The organism is Streptomyces puniciscabiei (assembly GCF_006715785.1).
In the GTDB taxonomy this organism is placed as follows: domain Bacteria; phylum Actinomycetota; class Actinomycetes; order Streptomycetales; family Streptomycetaceae; genus Streptomyces; species Streptomyces puniciscabiei.
Genome location: NZ_VFNX01000003.1, coordinates 273,182 through 290,925 on the forward strand (window position 1 = coordinate 273,182; position 17,744 = coordinate 290,925).

Annotated in this window: 17 protein-coding genes and 1 tRNA gene; 5 read left to right on the top strand and 13 right to left on the bottom strand. The window is 72.9% G+C overall.

Going from position 1 to position 17,744, the window contains the following annotated elements; all coding sequences use genetic code 11:
• Positions 1-88 precede the first annotated feature (88 nt).
• From FB563_RS37095 to FB563_RS37105, 3 genes are all read left to right on the top strand, one after another.
• Complete coding sequence (locus FB563_RS37095) at positions 89-892, top strand: COG4705 family protein (RefSeq protein WP_055708791.1); 804 nt, start codon at positions 89-91, stop codon at positions 890-892.
• Positions 893-1,724: 832 nt separating this feature from the next.
• Positions 1,725-3,059, top strand: a complete 1,335-nt coding sequence (locus tag FB563_RS37100) for a PP2C family protein-serine/threonine phosphatase (RefSeq protein WP_055708792.1) — start codon at positions 1,725-1,727, stop codon at positions 3,057-3,059.
• 195 nt (positions 3,060-3,254) lie between these two features.
• Entirely contained in the window at positions 3,255-4,319 is a 1,065-nt protein-coding gene (locus tag FB563_RS37105; protein ID WP_055708793.1) for an MASE1 domain-containing protein, read from the top strand.
• Between the two features lie 28 nt (positions 4,320-4,347).
• Here FB563_RS37105 and FB563_RS37110 read toward each other — a convergent pair.
• Positions 4,348-4,424 (bottom strand) — tRNA-Pro (locus tag FB563_RS37110).
• Positions 4,425-4,549: 125 nt separating this feature from the next.
• On the opposite strand from FB563_RS37110, the gene FB563_RS37115 reads away from it, so the two are divergent.
• Positions 4,550-5,257, top strand: a complete 708-nt coding sequence (locus FB563_RS37115) for a thiamine pyrophosphate-dependent enzyme (protein WP_055708794.1) — start codon at positions 4,550-4,552, stop codon at positions 5,255-5,257.
• 43 nt (positions 5,258-5,300) lie between these two features.
• Positions 5,301-6,215 carry a transketolase family protein gene (locus FB563_RS37120; RefSeq protein WP_055708795.1) on the top strand — a complete coding sequence of 305 codons (915 nt, stop codon included), beginning with the start codon at positions 5,301-5,303 and terminating at the stop codon, positions 6,213-6,215.
• Positions 6,216-6,355: 140 nt separating this feature from the next.
• On the opposite strand, the gene FB563_RS37125 is transcribed toward FB563_RS37120, so the two are convergent.
• The 12 genes from FB563_RS37125 to FB563_RS43345 form a co-directional block, all read right to left on the bottom strand.
• Positions 6,356-7,645, bottom strand: coding sequence for an MFS transporter (locus FB563_RS37125; RefSeq protein ID WP_055708796.1), 1,290 nt, complete (start codon positions 7,643-7,645; stop codon positions 6,356-6,358).
• Positions 7,646-7,739: 94 nt separating this feature from the next.
• Positions 7,740-8,099 carry an MmcQ/YjbR family DNA-binding protein gene (locus FB563_RS37130; protein ID WP_055708797.1) on the bottom strand — a complete coding sequence of 120 codons (360 nt, stop codon included), beginning with the start codon at positions 8,097-8,099 and terminating at the stop codon, positions 7,740-7,742.
• A gap of 30 nt (positions 8,100-8,129) precedes the next feature.
• A complete protein-coding gene (locus FB563_RS37135) occupies positions 8,130-8,660 on the bottom strand; it encodes a GNAT family N-acetyltransferase (RefSeq protein WP_199832951.1) in 531 nt (176 codons plus the stop codon).
• On the bottom strand, positions 8,657-9,241 hold the full coding sequence (locus tag FB563_RS37140) for a helix-turn-helix domain-containing protein (protein WP_055708799.1): 585 nt from the start codon (positions 9,239-9,241) through the stop codon (positions 8,657-8,659). The genes FB563_RS37135 and FB563_RS37140 overlap by 4 nt, the downstream gene beginning before the upstream one ends.
• Positions 9,242-9,320: 79 nt before the next feature.
• Positions 9,321-10,223, bottom strand: a complete 903-nt coding sequence (locus FB563_RS37145; protein WP_055708800.1) for a LysR family transcriptional regulator — start codon at positions 10,221-10,223, stop codon at positions 9,321-9,323.
• 31 nt (positions 10,224-10,254) lie between these two features.
• Complete coding sequence (locus tag FB563_RS37150; protein ID WP_055708801.1) at positions 10,255-11,448, bottom strand: glycine C-acetyltransferase; 1,194 nt, start codon at positions 11,446-11,448, stop codon at positions 10,255-10,257.
• 146 nt (positions 11,449-11,594) lie between these two features.
• Positions 11,595-12,623 (bottom strand): L-threonine 3-dehydrogenase, encoded by a 1,029-nt coding sequence (tdh, locus tag FB563_RS37160; RefSeq protein WP_055708802.1) that lies wholly within the window; start codon positions 12,621-12,623, stop codon positions 11,595-11,597.
• Between the two features lie 187 nt (positions 12,624-12,810).
• Positions 12,811-13,386, bottom strand: a complete 576-nt coding sequence (locus FB563_RS37165) for a GAF domain-containing protein (RefSeq protein ID WP_055708803.1) — start codon at positions 13,384-13,386, stop codon at positions 12,811-12,813.
• Positions 13,387-13,486: 100 nt separating this feature from the next.
• Positions 13,487-14,086 (bottom strand): GTP-binding protein, encoded by a 600-nt coding sequence (locus FB563_RS37170; RefSeq protein ID WP_142219195.1) that lies wholly within the window; start codon positions 14,084-14,086, stop codon positions 13,487-13,489.
• Positions 14,064-14,435, bottom strand: coding sequence for a DUF742 domain-containing protein (locus FB563_RS37175; RefSeq protein WP_142219210.1), 372 nt, complete (start codon positions 14,433-14,435; stop codon positions 14,064-14,066). The genes FB563_RS37170 and FB563_RS37175 overlap by 23 nt, the downstream gene beginning before the upstream one ends.
• Before the next feature lie 2 nt (positions 14,436-14,437).
• Complete coding sequence (locus FB563_RS37180; protein ID WP_142219196.1) at positions 14,438-14,872, bottom strand: roadblock/LC7 domain-containing protein; 435 nt, start codon at positions 14,870-14,872, stop codon at positions 14,438-14,440.
• Positions 14,873-14,968: 96 nt separating this feature from the next.
• Positions 14,969-17,368, bottom strand: coding sequence for an ATP-binding protein (locus FB563_RS43345; protein ID WP_244329069.1), 2,400 nt, complete (start codon positions 17,366-17,368; stop codon positions 14,969-14,971).
• Between the last annotated feature and the right edge of the window lie 376 nt (positions 17,369-17,744).

The window sequence follows — 17,744 nt, forward strand, 5'->3', positions numbered from 1 at the left end:
GGTCCGTGGCAACAGCTGCACCAGAAGCCCCAAAACAATGGCAAAGAGGGCTGGGGGAAGATCAGTTGGGCGTGCGAAGGTGCGGGCCATGAGCACAGAGCACGTCCTGGATGACCGGCCCCGCGATCGCGCACGCGCGCGCATACGTGAGAGCGCGAACAAGGTGCCGGAGGTCACCGTCTACTTCTGGATCATCAAGGTCCTCACCACCGGCATGGGTGAGACCGCGTCCGACTTCCTGGCCCACACACTGGGCAACATCCCGGCGGTCGGCCTCGGCGGTCTCGCGTTCGTGGCATCGCTGGTGCTCCAGTTCGCCGTCCGCCGGTACGTGGCCTGGATCTACTGGACGGCGATCGTCATGGTCAGCGTGTTCGGCACGATGGCCGCGGACGCGCTCCACGTGGTCGTCGGCGTCCCGTACACCCTGTCCACCCCGCTGTTCATGATCGCCCTGGCCGCCGTCTTCGCCCTCTGGCACAAGTCCGAGCGCACCCTGTCCATCCACTCCATCCGCACCCGGCGCCGCGAGCTCTTCTACTGGGCGGCCGTCCTCGCCACCTTCGCCCTGGGCACCGCCGCGGGCGACCTCACCGCGACGATCGGCCTCGGCTACCTGGGCTCGGCCGTCCTGTTCGCCGTGGCGATCTGCGTCCCGGCCGTCGCCCACCGCGCCGGCCTGCTGGGCGCGGTGACCGCGTTCTGGACGGCGTACGTCATCACCCGCCCGCTCGGCGCCTCCCTCGCCGACTGGATGGCCATGAGCAAGGCGGACGGCCTGGGCTGGGGCCTGGGTCCGGTGACGCTGGCCTGGACGGTGGCGATCGTCGGCTTCGTGGCTTTCCTGGCGGTGTCCCGACGGGACACCGAGCCGACGTCCGCACACGGATGACACCGTGTCCTGTCACACGGCCGACCTTTCTGACAGGCCTCTGTCTGACAGGCCCATGTCTGACAGGCCCATGGAAGTCCTGCTGAAAGCCACCCGTGGGCGCGACGGGGCGGGGAAGCAGACTTGATCCGCGGAGCGCGGTCGTGCTCGTCACGACGGTCGCCAGGGACGGCCCCGAGCGGCGACGCGCCGTGGCGGACGGCGTGGCGGCGCACCGGCGGTCGAGCGGCCGGCCTGCGGAGCTGATCTGCTCAGCGCCTGCAGCAGGGACGGCGGCAGCGTTCCGCGGCACACCGGGCAGGGGGGACCGACGGCGTCCCGGAAGCCGTGGCCGTGCTCTTCCACCTGCAGCTGGTGGTGCGGGGCGGCGCCGTGGCGGAACCCGCGCCCGTGGCCCCGTCGTTCCCGGTGGCCTTCTCCGAGACCGGGAACGACACGCCCGCCCGCGAGTGGCTGGACGGACTGCTCGCGGGCGAGGAGCAGACGGAGGGCGGGGACCGCGCCTACCCCGGTGCGCTCGCCGCCCACCTCCACATCGGCGTGGCCGGCACGAGCGTGCTGAGCCTCTCGGAGTGGCTGTCCGAGGAAGGGGCCGCCGCCCACATCGAGGCGGGAGCTTCGGTCACATATGCCTGCTGTGCGACACATCGGGTGAGATGGTCCACAATCAAAGACGACGCAGCGATGGCCGTCCGCCCCGAGGGTGATCGGGGTCGTGGAAGGAGGCCGCGATGCAGCGCTCGAGCCAAGGGCTGTCCTGGCCGATCGGCTGTGACCGGCCGGCAGCCCCGGCGACGACCGGGACCGGCCGTCAGACCACTGGGCGCGGGTGATGGCGGGAGCGAGGCAGGGCAGACCGCTGAGGCATCCGCACCTCCCCGACCTGCACGAGCGTCTGCGGTCCGAGCTGAGCCGGATCGACGAGCAGCTGCGCGCCCTGCTGTCCTCCATGGACCGGCTCCAGGGCCTGCTGGACGCGGTGCTGGCCATCAGCCGCGAAGTGGAGCTGCCCGCGGTGCTGCACCGTATCGTGACGACCGCCATGGAGCTGGTCGGCGCCCGCTACGGAGCCCTGGGCGTGCTCGACGAATCCGGAGAACGCCTGGAGCAGTTCATCGCGGCCGGTCTGACCGAGCGGGAACGCGAGGCTCTGGCCGAGGCCGGGCTGCCGCGCGGTCTGGGCGTCCTCGGCCACCTGATCCGCTACCCCGACCCGCTGCGGATCGACGACATCCCGGCTCACCCCTCCTCCGCCGGATTCCCGCCCGGCCACCCGCGCCTGCACACCCTGCTCGGCGTCGCCATCACCGTGCGCGGCGAGATCTACGGCGACCTCTACCTCTCCGAGCGGAGCGACGGGCAGCCCTTCGACGCCCACGACGAGAACATCGTCGTCGCCCTGGCCGGCGCCGCCGGCATCGCGATCGAGAACGTCCGCCTGTTCGAACGGATTCGCGTCGGGGCCGAGCAGTTCCAGCGGCTTCTGCTGCCCACACTGCCCGACCTGCGGCCGTTCACCGCCGCCGCCATCTACCGGCCCGCCGCCGAGCCCAGTCAGCTCGGCGGGGACTGGTACGACGCCATCCCGCTGCCCGACGGCGCCGTGGCGGTCGTCATCGGGGACGTGGCCGGGCACGACCTGCAGGCCGCGGCCGCCATGGCCGCCACCCGGAACATGCTGCGCGCTCTCGTGTTCGACCAGAACAGTCCGCCCGGCGCGGTCCTCGCCCGGCTCGACCGCGCCCTGGAGACACTCACGAGCCCTCGCGTCACGACCACCACCCTGGCCCGCATCGAACCGGAGGAACCGGCCTGGCGACTGCGCTGGAGCACCGCGGGTCACGTCCCGCCGCTGCTGATCACCCGTGAGCACCACGTGGCCTATCTGCTCGGCGAGCCCGGGCTGCCGCTCGGTGTCGACACCGGGCAGCCCCGCCCGGACCACTCCCGCGTCCTGCCCCCGGAGGCCACCGTCGTCTTCTTCACCGACGGACTGATCGAGCACCCGGGCCACCCGGTGGACGAGAGCCTGCGTGAACTCGCCGGTCTCGCGGCGGCCCATGCCGCCCTCCCGCTGCCGGAGTTCGTCCAGGCGCTCGCCGATCAGCACCCCAGCGACGGTCACGACGACATGGCCATCCTCGCCGTGCGCACCCCACCGGGCTGACCTCCCGGGTCACCGCGGTCGTGACCGGGGCCGGGCCGGCCGGCCTGCCGTGGAGGAACCAGCTGATCCGGCGGATGATGGGGTGGTTCGGACGTTGGATTCGGGTGCTGGGTTCGGATGTCGGGTCCGGACGCCGGGCTCGCGTCCCGGATTCGCGTCTCGTGTTCGGGGCGATGTCGAAGCGGAGGTCGCCCGATGGCTGTCGCGCGGCGTCAAGGGCTCCGGCGCAGTGGTCCGGCCGCCCTGGAGATCTGTGTCATCGCCGCGCTGTACTACGGCTCGGCCAGGCTGGGACTGCTCCAGCAGCTGGTGCGCGGCCAGGTCACCCCGCTGTGGCCGCCGAGCGGTATCGCGGTGGCGAGCCTGCTCCTGCGCGGGCCACGGGTCTGGCCGGGCATCGCGCTCGGCGCGTTCCTGGTCAACATCTCGCTGGGGCCGTCGCTGCCGGCCGTGCTCGCCATCGCGGCGGGGAACACCCTCGCTCCGGTCTGCTCCTACCTGCTGCTGGGCCGAACGGGATTCCGCACGGAACTGGACCGGCTGCGGGACGCCCTCGCACTGATCTTTCTCGGTGGGTTCACGGGGATGCTGGTCAGCGCGACGACGGGCACCGGGACCCTGGCCCTCGCCGGGGCGCTGCGCCCCGGCGACTTCTGGCCGACGTGGTCGGTGTGGTGGACCGGCGACGCGATGGGCGTCCTGGTGGTCACGCCGGTCCTGCTCGCCCTGCGCTCGGCGTACCGGCCGAAGAGCGCGCGGCCGTCCCGGTGCGTGGAGGCACTGCTGCTCGCGGCCGCGACGGCCGGCGTCGGATTCCTCGTGGCCGGTCACGCGCCCCTGCTGTTCCTCGGCTTCCCGCTGCTGACCTGGGCGGCCTTCCGCTTCCAGCTGGCCGGGGCCGCGCCCTGCGCGCTGGCCGTGTCGACCTTCGCGATCATCGCCGGTGCCGAGCGGACGGGTCCGTTCGCCGGTCACGACCTGCTGACCAAGATGATCACCCTGCAGGCCTTCAACGGTTCCGCCGCACTGACCGCGCTGCTGCTCTCGGCGGTCGTCAGCGAGCGGAACCGGACCCAGCGGGAGATCGCACGGGCCTGCACGCAGCTCGCCGGGATGGCGGCCAGGATCGCGGCCGGCGACCACCGTCCGGCCCTCCCCGACACGGGGAAGGAGGACGAGAAGGCGGAGACGAGGCAAGAGGGGCATGGGAGGGAGGCCGGAGACCCGCGGACACCACAAAGGCCGTCTCCTCATCGCTGAGCAGACGGCCTCCGACCGGCTGAAAAGCTGGTCGGGACGACAGGATTTGAACCTGCGACCCCTTGACCCCCAGTCAAGTGCGCTACCAAGCTGCGCCACGTCCCGGTGCCGTTTGACCTGGGGTTTCCCCGGTCGAAACGCGCAGGGAAACAATACCGCACTCGGCTCGGTGATCGCGCACCGGTTTTCCGGTTGACCTCAAGTTTGGTTGAGGTTGCACGATCGTCGGCATGACGATCACAGCGGACGAAAGCCGCACCTACGGCTATGAGGACCTGCCCGGGCTGATGAGCCTGATGACCGGCGACGAGAAGCACGGACCGGCGGCCACCTCCACCCTCGACGTGCTGTGGGTGCTCTACGACCGGGTGCTCCGGGTGACGCCGGAGCGGCGCGACGATCCGGCGCGGGACCGGTTCCTGCTGAGCAAGGGGCACGGGCCCATGGCGTACTACGCCGTCCTGGCCGCGAAGGGGTTCGTGCCCGTGGACTGGCTGCCCGGGTTCGGATCGTACGACTCCCCGCTCGGGCACCACCCGGACCGGGTGCTGGTGCCGGGCGCGGAGATCGGCAGCGGCTCGCTCGGGCACGGGCTGCCGATCGCGGTGGGCAGCGCGCTGGGGCTGCGGGCGCAGGGGCTGCACGATCCGGCGGTCTGGGTGCTGATCGGCGACGCCGAGCTGGACGAGGGCAGCAACCACGAGGCGATCGCCTTCGCCGGGCCCGCCGGCCTGGAGCGGCTGCACACCATCGTGGTCGACAACTCCTCCGCCAGTCACGCCCGGCCCGGCGGGATCGCCGCCCGGTTCGAGGCGGCGGGCTGGTCGGCGGTGACCGTCGACGGGCGCGACCACGAGGCGCTGTACGCCGCGTTCACCGCGCCGCATCCCGGGCGGCCGCACGTGGTCGTGGCACGCGTCGAGCCGAAGAACGCCTGAATCCCGTCTCCCTGACTCCCGCCTCCTGGAAAGGCACACCCCGATGGACACCATGCGTGACCGTTTCGCCCCCGTCGTCTCCCGGCTGCTGGACGAGGATCCGCGCGTCGCGGTGGTCCTCGCCGAGATCGGCAAGGACGGCTTCCGCGAGGCCATGGCCCGGCATCCCGACCGGGTCGTCAACGTCGGCATCCGCGAGCAGCTGCTGGTCGGGGCGGCGGCGGGGCTGGCGCTGACCGGGCTGCGACCGGTGGTGCACACCTTCGCCAGCTTCCTCGTGGAGCGGCCGTTCGAGCAGGTCAAGCTCGATCTCGGACACCAGAACACCGGGGCGGTGCTGGTGAGCGCGGCCGCCTCCTTCGACTGGCCGGCCGGCGGCTACACCCACATGGCCCCGGGCGATGTGGCGCTCCTCGACACGCTGGACGGCTGGACCGTGCACGTGCCCGGACACCCGGACGAGGCCGAGACACTGCTGCACCACGCGGTCTCCGCCGGCGACGACAAGGTGTACGTACGGCTGTCCGTGCAGTCCAACCGGCAGGGACGGCTGATCGACGGCGAGCACGTCCTCACGGTCCGCGAGGGCCGCCGGGGTGTGGTGCTCGCCGTGGGCCCGGTGCTGGACCCGGTCCTGGCCGCCACGGAGGGCCTGGACGTGACCGTCCTGTACGCGACGACCGTACGGCCCTTCGACGCGGTCGGTCTGCGCCGGGCGACGGAGGCGGCGGGCACCGATGTCGTGCTCGTCGAGCCGTATCTCGCGGGCACGTCGACGACCGCGGTGAGCGAGGCCCTCTCGGACGTGCCGCACCGGATCCTCGGCCTCGGGGTCGGCCGCCGCGAGCTGCGCCGTTACGGGACGATCGAGGAGCACGTGGCCGCGCACGGGCTGGACCCGGAGTCCTTGCGCGAGCGGATCGCCGCGTTCACGACGCCCACGCACCGGGCCGGTTGAGCGCCGGACGCGGCTGCGGATCCATGGGGGCCGGTCGCGCGGTTCCCCGCGCCCCCAGGGGGTCGCAGTCACCCGCACCTTCATGCGCACCGCAACTGCGCGCGATCCTGCAGCGCAGGACAGCCGCACAGGCTGTGCGCTCAGTGCGCGGGCGCCTGCGCGTCCGCCCGGACCAGGTCCCGTATCGCCGGTACCGCGAGCAGCGCCAGGGCCACCGCCAGGCTGGTCACCGCGGAGACCAGCAGGACGTGGCCGGCACCGAGCGCACCGGCCGCCGGACCCGCGAGGGCCTGGCCCACCGGCATCATGGCGAGGGAGCCGGCGACGTCGTAGGCGTGGATGCGGTTGAGGACGTCCGGCGGGACCTGGGTCTGCACGCTGGTCGCCCACATCACGCCCCAGAACGACATCCCGGCGCCGGCCACGGCCGCTCCCGTCGCCATCGCCGGCACGCCGAGCCCGGCGCCGACGGCCGCGGGGAAGCCGAAGAAGGCGAACAGGGACAGCGCGCCGGCGCGGAGCATACGGCGCGGCCGCAGCCGGAGCGCGAGCAGGCCACCGACCACCGTGCCCGCGCCCAGGGCGGAGTTGACCAGGCCGTAGGCGCGCGGGCCGTGCCGCTGGACGACCTCGGTGGCGACGAGCGGGACGGTCGGACCCCAGACCGCGATCATGTACAGGCACCACACGGCGATCACGGCCCACAGCCAGGTCCGGGATCTGAACTCCCGCCAGCCCTGGACCAGATCGGCCCGGAAGGCACGCATCCCTCGCCCGGTGGCCGCGCGGGTGCCCTCGGGCAGTGGGGGCAGCCGGAGCAGCAGCAGGCACAGGGCGCTCGTCGCGTAGGTGGCGGCGTGCGCGGCGAACACCGCGCCGGGCGAGGCGAGGCCGACCAGAACACCGGCGACGGCCGGACCGGCGAGCTGGGCGGCGGACTCGGCGATGCGGATCGCGCCGTTGGCGCCCTGGACGTCGGCGGCCAGCCGGGGCACCGTACTGGCCACGCCCGGCTGGAAGACCGCACCCGCCGCGCCGCCCACCAGACCGATCGCGCAGATCTGCCACAGCACCACATGCCCGGCGAAGAACAGGCCCGCCGCGAGGGACTGGGTGACGAGCCGGACGAGGTCGGCGCCGATCATCAGCCTGCGGGTGCTGAACCGGTCGGCGATGACCCCGCCGAAGACGACGAGCCCGGCGAACGCAGCCGCCGTCGAGGCCATCGCGAGGCCGACCGCGCCCGCGCCGTATCCGTGCTGGAGCAGGCCGGCGGCCAGGGCCACGGGCAGCATGGTGTCGCCGAGGCGGGCGACGGCCCGGGCCACGAAGAACAGGGCGAAGTCCCGCGACCATACGGCCCGCCGGCCGGCCACGGCCCGGCCCGTCCCCCGGCTGGTGGTGTCGCGCCGTGCGTCCGTTCCCGTCATCGCGGATGCTCCCTCCCCGTCGCCCCCAGCGGTGCCGCGCCCGACTGCGCCGCGCGGGATCATGCCACGCCCGGCTCGCGCGCACCGGGCCTTTTCACTCTCCGGGCGGCAGGCCCAACTCGGGGTGGGCGTCCAGGAGTCGGGGCGGTGCGGCCTGCCGCCAGGAGTCGGCGAGGATGTCCCGCAGCTCGTCCTCGTCCTCCAGCGCGGAGAGTCTCGCTCTGACCCACGCGAACTGTGCCTCGTGGTCGGCGATCCAGAACTTCCCCGGCTCGGCCAGCACCAGTTCGTCGCGCTCGTCCTTGGGGCAGCGCACGGCGATGGACGTCTCGTCCTCGGGCAGGGTCGCGAACATCTTCCCGGCCACCCGGAACGTGGGCATGCTCCAGGCGATCTTCTCCGTGGTGTCCGGCAGGGACAGGGCGATACGGCGTACGTCTTCGGCATCCGGCATGCAACGCACGGTAGCCCCTGCCACTGACAGTCACCCGGCCGGCGGCTCCAGCCGCTTGTAGTACAGGGTCGTCGGGCGCAGCTCGCCGCCGGGACTCTCCGCGTAGTCGGGGATGACGCCGACCGGGGTCCAGCCGGCCGAGCGGTAGAGGTGCTCGGCGGGGCTGCCGGTCTCGGTGTCGAGGTGGAGCAGGGTGATGCCGTCGGCAGCGGCGGCTTCCTCGGCGGTGCTCAGGAGGCGGCGGCCCAGTCCCCGCCCGCGCGCGGAGCGGTGCACCATCAGCTTCACCAGCTCCGCGCGGTGGCGGCTGTTCGGCTTGTCGGGGTAGGCCAGGCTCACCGTTCCGGCCGGCCGGCCGGTGCCGTCGAGTGCCGCCCAGACGGCGAGCCGGCCCGCCGCCGTCGCCTCGGCCCGCTCCCGCCACCAGGCGGCGGCCTCCTCGTGCGTGAGCGCCGCGAGGAAGCCGACCGAGGCGCCACCGGCCACGGTGTCGGCCAGCAGGTCCGCCAACTCCCCCGCCCGGCGCCGTATTTGTGCGGCGTTCCAGCGCTCCACCCTCACGGCCGCACCACCGCCAGCACATACCGTGCCTCGACGGGGCCGGCACAGCGGAACCGGGTCGGGCCGAAGACACGCATCCGCAGGCAGTCCCCGGGGTCCAGGTGGTGGAGCTGCTCCCCGTCGGTCACCTCCAGGGCGCCGTCGAGCACCCACAGGTGCTGTTCCAGGCCGGTCACGGGCGGGCGGTCGTAGGCGATGTCGGCCCCGGGTGCGAGCCGGCCCTCGACCAGTTCGCCGCGCAGCCCCGCGTGCGGCGGGGACACGGACCGCCGGACGAATCCGGAGCCGCGGTCCTGCCAGATCCGCTGGTCGGCGGCCCGGACCAGCGGTGCGGGTGCCGCCTCGACCTCGCTGAGCAGCTGGGACATGGTGCGGCCGTAGACATGGCAGAGCCGGTTCAGTACGGAGGCGGTGGGGCTGATCTCCGCGCGTTCGGCGCGCGACAGGGTGGACCGGCTCACCCCGCTGCGCTCGGCCAGCTCCCCCAGGGACCAGCCGTGCTGGGCCCGCAGCTCGGCGAGGCGGGCGCCGAGCCGGGCGTCGACGGGCTCGGGGACCGAGCCAACCTCACCCTTTCTCATATCAGGGATGCTATCCCGGATATGAAACGCACACCACCTCGTCCGGCGCGCGGACCGCAGGTCCCACGCCGGCGGTTCCCTACGCCCGGGCCGCCTCCCGGAGGGCGTCCAGCACCGGGCGGATCAGCGGGTGCCCCTCGGCGCCGCGCCGTACGGCGGCGAAGACACGGCGCGTGGGGGCCACGCCGTCGACGGGGTGTACGACGACGCCGGTGAGGTCCATGCCGTTCAGCGCGGAGCGCGGTACGAGGGCCACGCCCGCGCCGGCCGAGGCGAGGGCGACGACCGCGCGGAAGTCGTCGGAGGAGTGTTCCAGGCGGGGCTGGAAGCCGGCGCTCTCACAGGCGAGGACGACCACGTCGTGGCAGGGATTGCCGGGGTAGGGGCCGATCCAGGGATCCTTGGCCAGCTCGGCGAGGGAGACCTCCGGGGCGTCCGCCAGGCGGTGGCCGACGGGTACGACCGCGTCGAACGGCTCGGCGTAGAGCGGGACATGGGTGAGCCGGGGGTCGTCGGCGGGCGGGGCGCCCCGGTACTCCACGGCCACCGCCGCGTCGACCTGCCGGTCCAGCACCATGGGCAGGCTCGCGTCGCCCTCGGCGTCCTGGACGCGGATGCGGATGCCGGGCGCGGTGTCCGCGAGCCGGGCCACGGCCGGGGCCACGACCTGGGCGATGCCGGTGGCGAAGGCGGCCACGGTGACCGTGCCCGCCTCGCCCGAGCCGTAGGCCGCCAGCTCGGCCTCGGCCCGCTCCAGCTGGGCGAGGACCGCGTTGGTGTGGCTGAGCAGGATCTCGCCGGCCGGGGTGAGCCGTACGCCCTTGGCGCTGCGCTCGACCAGGCGGTGGCCGGTCTCCTGCTCCAGGGCCGTGAGCTGCTGCGAGACGGCCGAGGGGGTCAGATAGAGGGCGGCGGCCGCCGCGGTGACCGTGCGGTGGTCGGCCACCGCACGGAGGATGTGGAGCCGCCGTGCCTCGATCATGCGGTCAATTATCCCAGGGGATCCGCGCTGGTCAGGCCACCAGTTCGGCGCGCGCGGCCACGAAGGCGTCGACCGCGCGGTTGACGTCGTCCGTGGAGTGCGCGGCGGACAGCTGGACGCGGATGCGGGCCTGGCCCTGCGGGACGACCGGGTAGGAGAAGCCGATCACGTACACGCCCCGCTCCAGCAGCAGTTCGGCCATGCGGCCCGCCTTCGCCGCGTCGCCGATCATGACGGGGGCGATGGCGTGGTCGCCGGGGAGGATGTCGAAGCCCTCCTCGGTCATGCGGCGCCGGAACAGCGCGGTGTTCTCGCGCAGCCGGACGCGCAGGTCGTCGGCGGACTCCAGCAGGTCGAGGACCTTCAGGGAGGCGGCGGCGATCACCGGGGCCAGGGTGTTGGAGAACAGGTACGGGCGCGAGCGCTGGCGCAGCAGGGCGACGATCTCGGCGCGGGCGGCGACATAGCCGCCGGAGGCACCGCCGAGGGCCTTGCCGAGGGTGCCGGTGATGATGTCGACGCGGTCCATGACGCCGTGCAGCTCGGGGGTGCCGCGGCCGCCGGGGCCGACGAAGCCGACGGCGTGCGAGTCGTCGACCATGACCATCGCGTCATAGCGGTCGGCGAGGTCGCAGATCTCGCGCAGGGGCGCCACATAGCCGTCCATCGAGAAGACGCCGTCGGTGACGATCAGCCGGCGCCGCGCGTCGGACGCCTCCTTCAGCTTCGCCTCCAGGTCGGCCAGGTCGCGGTTGGCGTAGCGGTAGCGGCGGGCCTTGGACAGGCGGATGCCGTCGATGATGGAGGCGTGGTTGAGGGCGTCGGAGATCACCGCGTCCTCCTCGCCGAGCAGGGTCTCGAAGACACCGCCGTTGGCGTCGAAGCAGGAGGAGTACAGGATCGTGTCCTCCTGGCCGAGGAACGCCGAGAGCCGGGCCTCCAGCTCCTTGTGGACCTCCTGGGTGCCGCAGATGAAGCGCACGGAGGCCATGCCGTAGCCCCAGCGGTCCAGGGCCTCGTGGGCGGCGGCGATCACCTCGGGGTGGTCGGCGAGGCCGAGGTAGTTGTTGGCGCAGAAGTTGAGGACCTCGCCGGGGCGGCCGCCGGCGGTGACGTTGACGGTCGCCGACTGCGGGGTGCCGATGACCCGCTCGGGCTTGTGCAGGCCGGCGGCGCGGATCTCGTCGAGGGTGGCGCGCAGGTCGTCGCGGACGGTGTTGAACATGAGGTGCTCCATCAAGTGCAGGGGGCGAGTGAGCCGAAGGGGCGCGCCGGTGTCGAGAGCCCGAGCGCGTGCAGGCCCGAAGGGTTGAGCACGGTCGGGCTCTCGACACCGGCTGAAAGCGCCCCGGAGGCGAACCGAGCCAGAAATCAAACAGTCCAGTCCAGAATGACCTTGCCGCCCTTGCCGCTCGCGGCGTCGGCGAAGGCCGCCTCGAAGTCGCGGTAGCCGTAGCGGCCGGTGATCACGGGGGCGAGGTCCAGGCCGCCCTCCAGCAGCACCGACATCGCGTACCACGTCTCGTACATCTCGCGGCCGTAGATGCCCTTGATGGTGATCATCGAGGTGACGATCCGGGCCCAGTCGACCGGGAACTCCTGCGCCGGCAGGCCGAGCATGGCGATACGGCCGCCGTGCGTCATGTTGGCGATCATGTCCCGCACGGCCTCGGGGCGGCCGGACATCTCCAGGCCGATGTCGAAGCCCTCGCGCAGCCCCAGTTCCCGCTGGCCGTCGGCGATCGTGGTCTCGGCGACGTTCAGGGCGAGGCTCACGCCGATCTTGCGGGCCAGCTCCAGACGCTCCTCGCTGACGTCGGTGACGACGACGTTGCGGGCGCCCGCGTGCCGGGCCACGGCGGCGGCCATCAGACCGATCGGCCCGGCGCCGGTGATCAGCACGTCCTCGCCGACCAGCGGGAACGACAGCGCGGTGTGCACGGCGTTGCCGAACGGGTCGAAGATCGCGGCCACGTCGAGGTCGACGGGGATCCGGTGCACCCAGACGTTGGACGCGGGCAGCGCGACGTACTCGGCGAAGGCGCCGTCCCGGCCGACGCCGAGGCCGACCGTGGCACGGCACAGATGGCGGCGGCCGGCCAGGCAGTTACGGCACTTGCCGCACACCAGGTGGCCCTCGCCGCTGACCCGGTCGCCGATGCGGATGTCGGTCACGTCCCGGCCGGTCTCGACGACCTGCCCGACGAACTCGTGCCCGAGCACGAGCGGGGTGCGGATCGCCTGCTGCGCCCAGCCGTCCCAGGCCCGGATGTGCAGGTCGGTGCCGCAGATACCGGTCCGCATGACCTTGATCAGTACGTCACCCGGGCCGATCTCGGGCTCCGGGACGTCCGTCAGCCAGAGCCCCGGCTCAGCCTTCTCCTTGACCAGCGCCTTCACGCGTGCGGCTCCTGTGGTGAGGTCCCGGCCGGCGGGCAGCCGTAAGAAGCCCGCACCGGGTCAGAGGGGTGGAATCACCCTGCAATCTGCCGTACGCGGAGGCCGGGGTCCATCGAGCTTTTCTTAACCGCCGCCTCAGCTTTCCTTCACGCCCCAGGTGCCGCCCGGCGAGCGCGTGCCCGGCCCGTCACAGGGGCAGTCCGTCCTCGGCGCTCCGTTCGAGGCGTACGACGAGATCGGCGGCCAGCGCCTTGATGGTCTCCAGGCCCGATCGGCCCCAGGCCCGCGGCTCGGTGTCGGCCGCGCACACGGTGCCGAGCGCCATGCCGGAGCTGTCGATGAGCGGGGCGCCGAGATAGGAGTGGATGCCGTACTCGTCCACGACGGGGTTGCCGGCGAACCGCGGATAGTCGCGGACGTCCTCGAGCACCAGCGCCTTGCGGCGGACCACCACATGGGGGCAGAACCCGTGCTCGCGCGGCAGGACCCGGCCGAACTCCGGCCGGCTGCCGTCCTCCCTCAGGAACGGCGGGACGACGGGGGCGCACAGGCCCGCGAAGAACTGGTGGTCCTCGCCGATGAAGTTGACCATGGCGTACGGCGCGCCGGTGACCCGGGCGAGATGGTCCGCGAAGGCGTCAAGCGCCGGGTCGGGACGGCCCACCAGGCCGAGCAGGCGCAGTCGGTGGACCCGGGCGGGTGCCTCCTTGTCCTCGGGGGTGAGCAGCAGACCGCGGACCGGCCGGGGCGGCTCGTAGGTCATGGCCGGGCTCCCGGCCGTACTCCTGGCCGTGCTGCTGGCCGCCGGGCTTCGGCACTGTGGGCGTACCTCATATGGGAACTCCGTGGGCGGTAGGGCGGGATCACATGTGGGCGCCATGGCTCGGCGCGGGCGCCGGGGCGTGGGCGAGGAGGTGGCGTACGAGGGTGAGCAGGGTCTGCACGCCGGAGCTGGAGATCCGGGCGTCGCAGCGGACGACGGGGACCTCGGGGTCTAGGTCGATGGCGGCACGCACCTCCTCGGGGTCGTAGCGGTAGGAGCCGTCGAACTCGTTGACGGCGATGATGAAGCCGAGTCCGCGTTCCTCGAAGAAATCCACGGCCGCGAAGCAGTCCTGCAGCCGGCGGGTGTCGGCGAGGATCACCGCGCCGAGCGCGCCCTCGGACAGCTCGTCCCACATGAACCAGAACCGCTCCTGCCCCGGCGTGCCGAACAGGTACAGCACATGGTCCGGATCGAGGGTGATCCGGCCGAAGTCCATGGCGACCGTCGTCTCCATCTTGTTCTCGACGCCGTCGAGACTGTCCGTGCCGACGCTGACCGTGGTGAGCAGCTCCTCCGTGCTGAGCGGCGCGATCTCGCTGACCGCGCCCACGAAGGTCGTCTTGCCCACCCCGAACCCGCCCGCCACCAAAATCTTCAGCGCGGTCGGGAACGGGTCAGAGCTGTCGTCGTAGTCCATCGAGCACTGCCTCCAGCAGAGACCGGTCAGTGGGTGTGTGGTGGAAGGCGGGGGGTTTGGTGGTCAGGACCCCGCAGTCGACGAGGTCCGAGAGCAGCACCTTGGTGACCACCGCGGGCAGTTTCAGGTGCGCGGCGACCTCGGCGACCGACACGGGGGCCCGGCACAGGTCGAGCGCCTGGGCGTGCTCGGGGCCGAGGTAGCCGAGTGGGGTGACGCCTGTGGCCATCACCTGCGACATCAGGTCCAGGGCGATGCTGGGCTCGGTGCGTCCGTTGCTGACCGTGAACGGGCGTACCAGCCGTCCGGCCGCGTCGTCCAGCCAGGGCCCGTCGCCGGCTGCGGCCACGCTCAAGGCCTCGTCGCCGTGGGTTCGACGGCGTGCTGCCGGGGCGCGGTCACCAGGTAGGGGCGGACGCTCTTGACGAGCATCGCCATCTCGTAGCCGAGCACGGCGGCGTCGGCCTCGCGGCCCGCGAGCACGGCGAGGCAGGTACCGGAGCCGGCGGTGGTGACGAACAGCAGGGTCGAGTCGAGCTCGACGACGACCTGGCGGACATCTCCGCCGTCGCCGAACCGGACGCCCGCGCTGCGGCCGAGCGAGTACAGGCCGGAGGCCAGGGCCGCCATGTGGTCGGCGCTGTCGATGTCGAGCCCGTGCACGGATTTGACCAGCCCGTCACAGGACAGGAGCACCGCGCTGGAGGTGTGCGGTACGCGCTGTACGAGGCCGCTCAGCAGCCAGTCGAGGTCGGACGCGTGGGCGGTCGGCGCATCGCTCGCCATGGTGGATCGACTCCTTGGGGTACGAAGGTCTGCGGGAGCGCGGGGAGTTGGGGGTACGTGGTCGCAGGTGGGGGGTGGGTGGACAAGGTGCGGGCGTCAGCCGGCCGGAGCGCTCCCGTCGGGCCGGCCGGTGGTATGCGCACCGTCGGATGCGGGCGCGTGGGTGCGCCCCGGGGATATGGGGGTGGGGTCCATGTGGTCGGAGCCCGTGTGGTCAGAGCCCATGTGGTCGGTCTGTGCACGCGGCGGGTCGGTGAACGCCGGCAGAGCGGGCCGGAGGTGATGGCTCATCATGGGGTCGGCAGGCGCTGTGTCCCTGTGTGCGGACTCCATGTGGGCCCCGTCCATGTGCGTGGCCTCCATGTGGGCGGGTCCTGTGGGGGCTTGGCCCATGTGCCCGGAGTCCAGGTAGCCGGGATCCGGGCGGGCGGGCTCCTGGCTCTCCATGCGCTGCTGCGCCTCGGCGAGTCCGATACCGCGCTGGAAGGCGGCCATCAGCCCAGGATCGTGGCCCGCGACGGTGTCGCCGTCCTGGCGGGGCGCGGGGCCGCCGCGCAACTGCGGGACGATGTGCTGCTGGGCGCGGCGACGGGGCAGTTGGGGCTTGCTCATGGTGCCGCGCACGGTGCCGGCGCGCGGCGTGGGCAGGGTGCCCGCGTGTGCCTCGACCACCGCCCGGTCCCCGGCGCTGATGCCGGGCAGGGCCTCGGCGGGGTTGGGCCGGTCCTGCCGGGCGCCGCGCACGGGCAACGGGGCGAGGCCGCCTTCGCTGCGCCCGCCGTCACCGTGCTCCGCGCCTGGCCACCCGCTCCCGTTCTCCGCACCGGCCGGCACGCCCCCGCTCTCGGCGTCGCGCGGCCCGCCGCCGCGCTGGGCGTGCCGCCGACGCCCGGTCACCGGAACCGGCCCGGAACGGGAACCGGCCTCGCCGCCATAGGCGCTTGCGGCCCCGATCCCGGATCCGTGCGGGGCCGTGGTGCCCGGCGCGGGCCTGGCTTCGGCCCCGGGCCGGGTGTCGGCCTCCGACCCGGTCCGGGCCGCGTAGGCGGTCCCGCCGCCGGAGGCGGACGCGGTCCCGCTCCCCGAGGCGGTTGGCCCGCTCCCCCGGGCGGCTGCCGGATGGCCGGCCGGCCCCATCCCGGTGTGGTCGCCGCCCCCGGTCCGGCCCCTCAGCGGCTGGGCGGGCGACGGCGCCTGCCCCTGCGGCCGCACCTGCGGCGACGCACCGGTGTCCGCTGGATCCTGGGGCCGGTGCGCGCCCGCCCCGGCGACCGCGCCGGCCGGCCCGGGTGCCGTACCCAACAAGGCCTGGGGGACGACGAGTACGGCCTGCACACCGCCGTAGATGTTGGTCTGCAGCCGCACGTGGATGCCGTGCCGCCGGGCGAGCTGGGAGACGACGTAGAGGCCGATACGGCCGTCGGCCAGCAGGCTGGCAACGTTGACCTGGTCGGGGTCGGCGAGCAGGGCGTTCATGCGGTTCTGTTCGCCGACGGGCATGCCGAGCCCACGGTCCTCGACCTCCACGGCGAGCCCGGAGGTGACAAGGCCCGCGCGGAGCAGCACCTGGGTGTGCGGGGCGGAGAACACCGAGGCGTTCTCGATGAGTTCGGCGAGCAGATGGATGACGTCGGCGACGGCGTGGCCGCGCAGCTCGCCGTCGATCGGCGGCACCAGCTTCACCCGGGAGTACTGCTCGACCTCCGCGATGGCCGAGCGCAGCACCTCGGTCATGCTGACCGGGTTGCTCCACTGGCGCCGGGAGACGGCGCCGCCGAGCACGGCGAGGTTCTCCGCGTGCCGCCGGATGCGGGTGGCCAGGTGGTCCACGTGGAACAGGCCCTTGAGCAGCTCGGGATCCTCGATCTCGTTCTCCAGCTCGTCGAGGATCGAGATCTCCCGGTGCACGAGGGACTGGAGCCGGCGCGCGAGGTTGACGAAGACCTCCAGCTTCTGCTCGCTGCCCGTCTGGCTGGAGAGCTGGGCGGCGCGCACGACGGCGGTGACGGCGCCGTCGTGCGCGCGGGCCAGGTCGGCGGCGAGCTGTTCGAAGTCGTCGGCGTCCTCGGGTGGCCGGCGGCGCGGTGCGCGCTGCGGCGGGGCCTCCCCCTGGCGCAGCGCGTCGACCAGGGCGTGCAGGTCGGCCTCGCCGCGCGCGGCGATGCGGCGCAGCGCGTCGACGCGGTCGGAGACCGAGCGGGCGGCCCGGTCGGCGGCCACCGCGGCGATGAGGATGCCGGCGACCGTCACCGCGACCGCTCCGGCGAGTACGGCCCAGAGCGTGGGGCCGGTGCGGGCGCCGGTGGAGCGGATGCTGAAGATGACCGCGGCCGAGGCGCTCAGTGCCACCGCGAGCGGCGGCAGCACGGCGAGCCGCATGAGCTGGGGCCGTATGTGCGTTTCGGGCAGTCCAGGAGCGGGCCGGGCGACCGGTCTCCCGTGCCGGCCGCCCTCTCGGCGGTCGGCACGGTTGGCCGGTGCTCGCAGGTCAGACATCTGCGTCCTCGTACTGGTCCGTCGGGCCCGTTCCTCACGCTGCGCGTGAGGCGGGCATGCGTCATCGCGGTGTCGGCCCGCGGGACCGGCGGACCCGGCCTCGCGACGCGACGGACACTCACAGTAGTTGCCTGAGCATCATGTGCGGTGGGCAGTTGACAAAGTCACCCGAGGAGCGTCCCGCTCTGGTATGAAGCCTCGTACGACAGACCGATAACCCGGTCACGGACCCTGCGACTTGACGAAAAAGAACGAACCGACCTGGTCAAAACCGGTCAGGGAAAAAGCGGGGGCGGTGGACCGCGTCCGTCGGCCCACCGCCCATCCGGTGCCTTTTGCGCGACCGGCAGTCCGCGCCCGCCACCGGGAAACCGTC

Excerpts from the sequence above, each read along its gene's own strand:
- FB563_RS37125 (WP_055708796.1), bottom strand. The coding sequence starts at position 7,645 with ATGACGGGAACGGACGCACGGCGCGACACCACCAGCCGGGGGACGGGC.
- FB563_RS37105 (WP_055708793.1), top strand. The coding sequence starts at position 3,255 with ATGGCTGTCGCGCGGCGTCAAGGGCTCCGGCGCAGTGGTCCGGCCGCC.
- FB563_RS37095 (WP_055708791.1), top strand. The coding sequence starts at position 89 with ATGAGCACAGAGCACGTCCTGGATGACCGGCCCCGCGATCGCGCACGC.
- FB563_RS43345 (WP_244329069.1), bottom strand. The coding sequence starts at position 17,368 with ATGTCTGACCTGCGAGCACCGGCCAACCGTGCCGACCGCCGAGAGGGC.
- FB563_RS37165 (WP_055708803.1), bottom strand. The coding sequence starts at position 13,386 with ATGACCTACGAGCCGCCCCGGCCGGTCCGCGGTCTGCTGCTCACCCCC.
- FB563_RS37140 (WP_055708799.1), bottom strand. The coding sequence starts at position 9,241 with ATGAGAAAGGGTGAGGTTGGCTCGGTCCCCGAGCCCGTCGACGCCCGG.
- FB563_RS37170 (WP_142219195.1), bottom strand. The coding sequence starts at position 14,086 with ATGGACTACGACGACAGCTCTGACCCGTTCCCGACCGCGCTGAAGATT.
- FB563_RS37130 (WP_055708797.1), bottom strand. The coding sequence starts at position 8,099 with ATGCCGGATGCCGAAGACGTACGCCGTATCGCCCTGTCCCTGCCGGAC.
- FB563_RS37180 (WP_142219196.1), bottom strand. The coding sequence starts at position 14,872 with ATGGCGAGCGATGCGCCGACCGCCCACGCGTCCGACCTCGACTGGCTG.
- FB563_RS37150 (WP_055708801.1), bottom strand. The coding sequence starts at position 11,448 with ATGTTCAACACCGTCCGCGACGACCTGCGCGCCACCCTCGACGAGATC.
- FB563_RS37100 (WP_055708792.1), top strand. The coding sequence starts at position 1,725 with ATGGCGGGAGCGAGGCAGGGCAGACCGCTGAGGCATCCGCACCTCCCC.
- FB563_RS37145 (WP_055708800.1), bottom strand. The coding sequence starts at position 10,223 with ATGATCGAGGCACGGCGGCTCCACATCCTCCGTGCGGTGGCCGACCAC.
- FB563_RS37115 (WP_055708794.1), top strand. The coding sequence starts at position 4,550 with ATGACGATCACAGCGGACGAAAGCCGCACCTACGGCTATGAGGACCTG.
- FB563_RS37120 (WP_055708795.1), top strand. The coding sequence starts at position 5,301 with ATGGACACCATGCGTGACCGTTTCGCCCCCGTCGTCTCCCGGCTGCTG.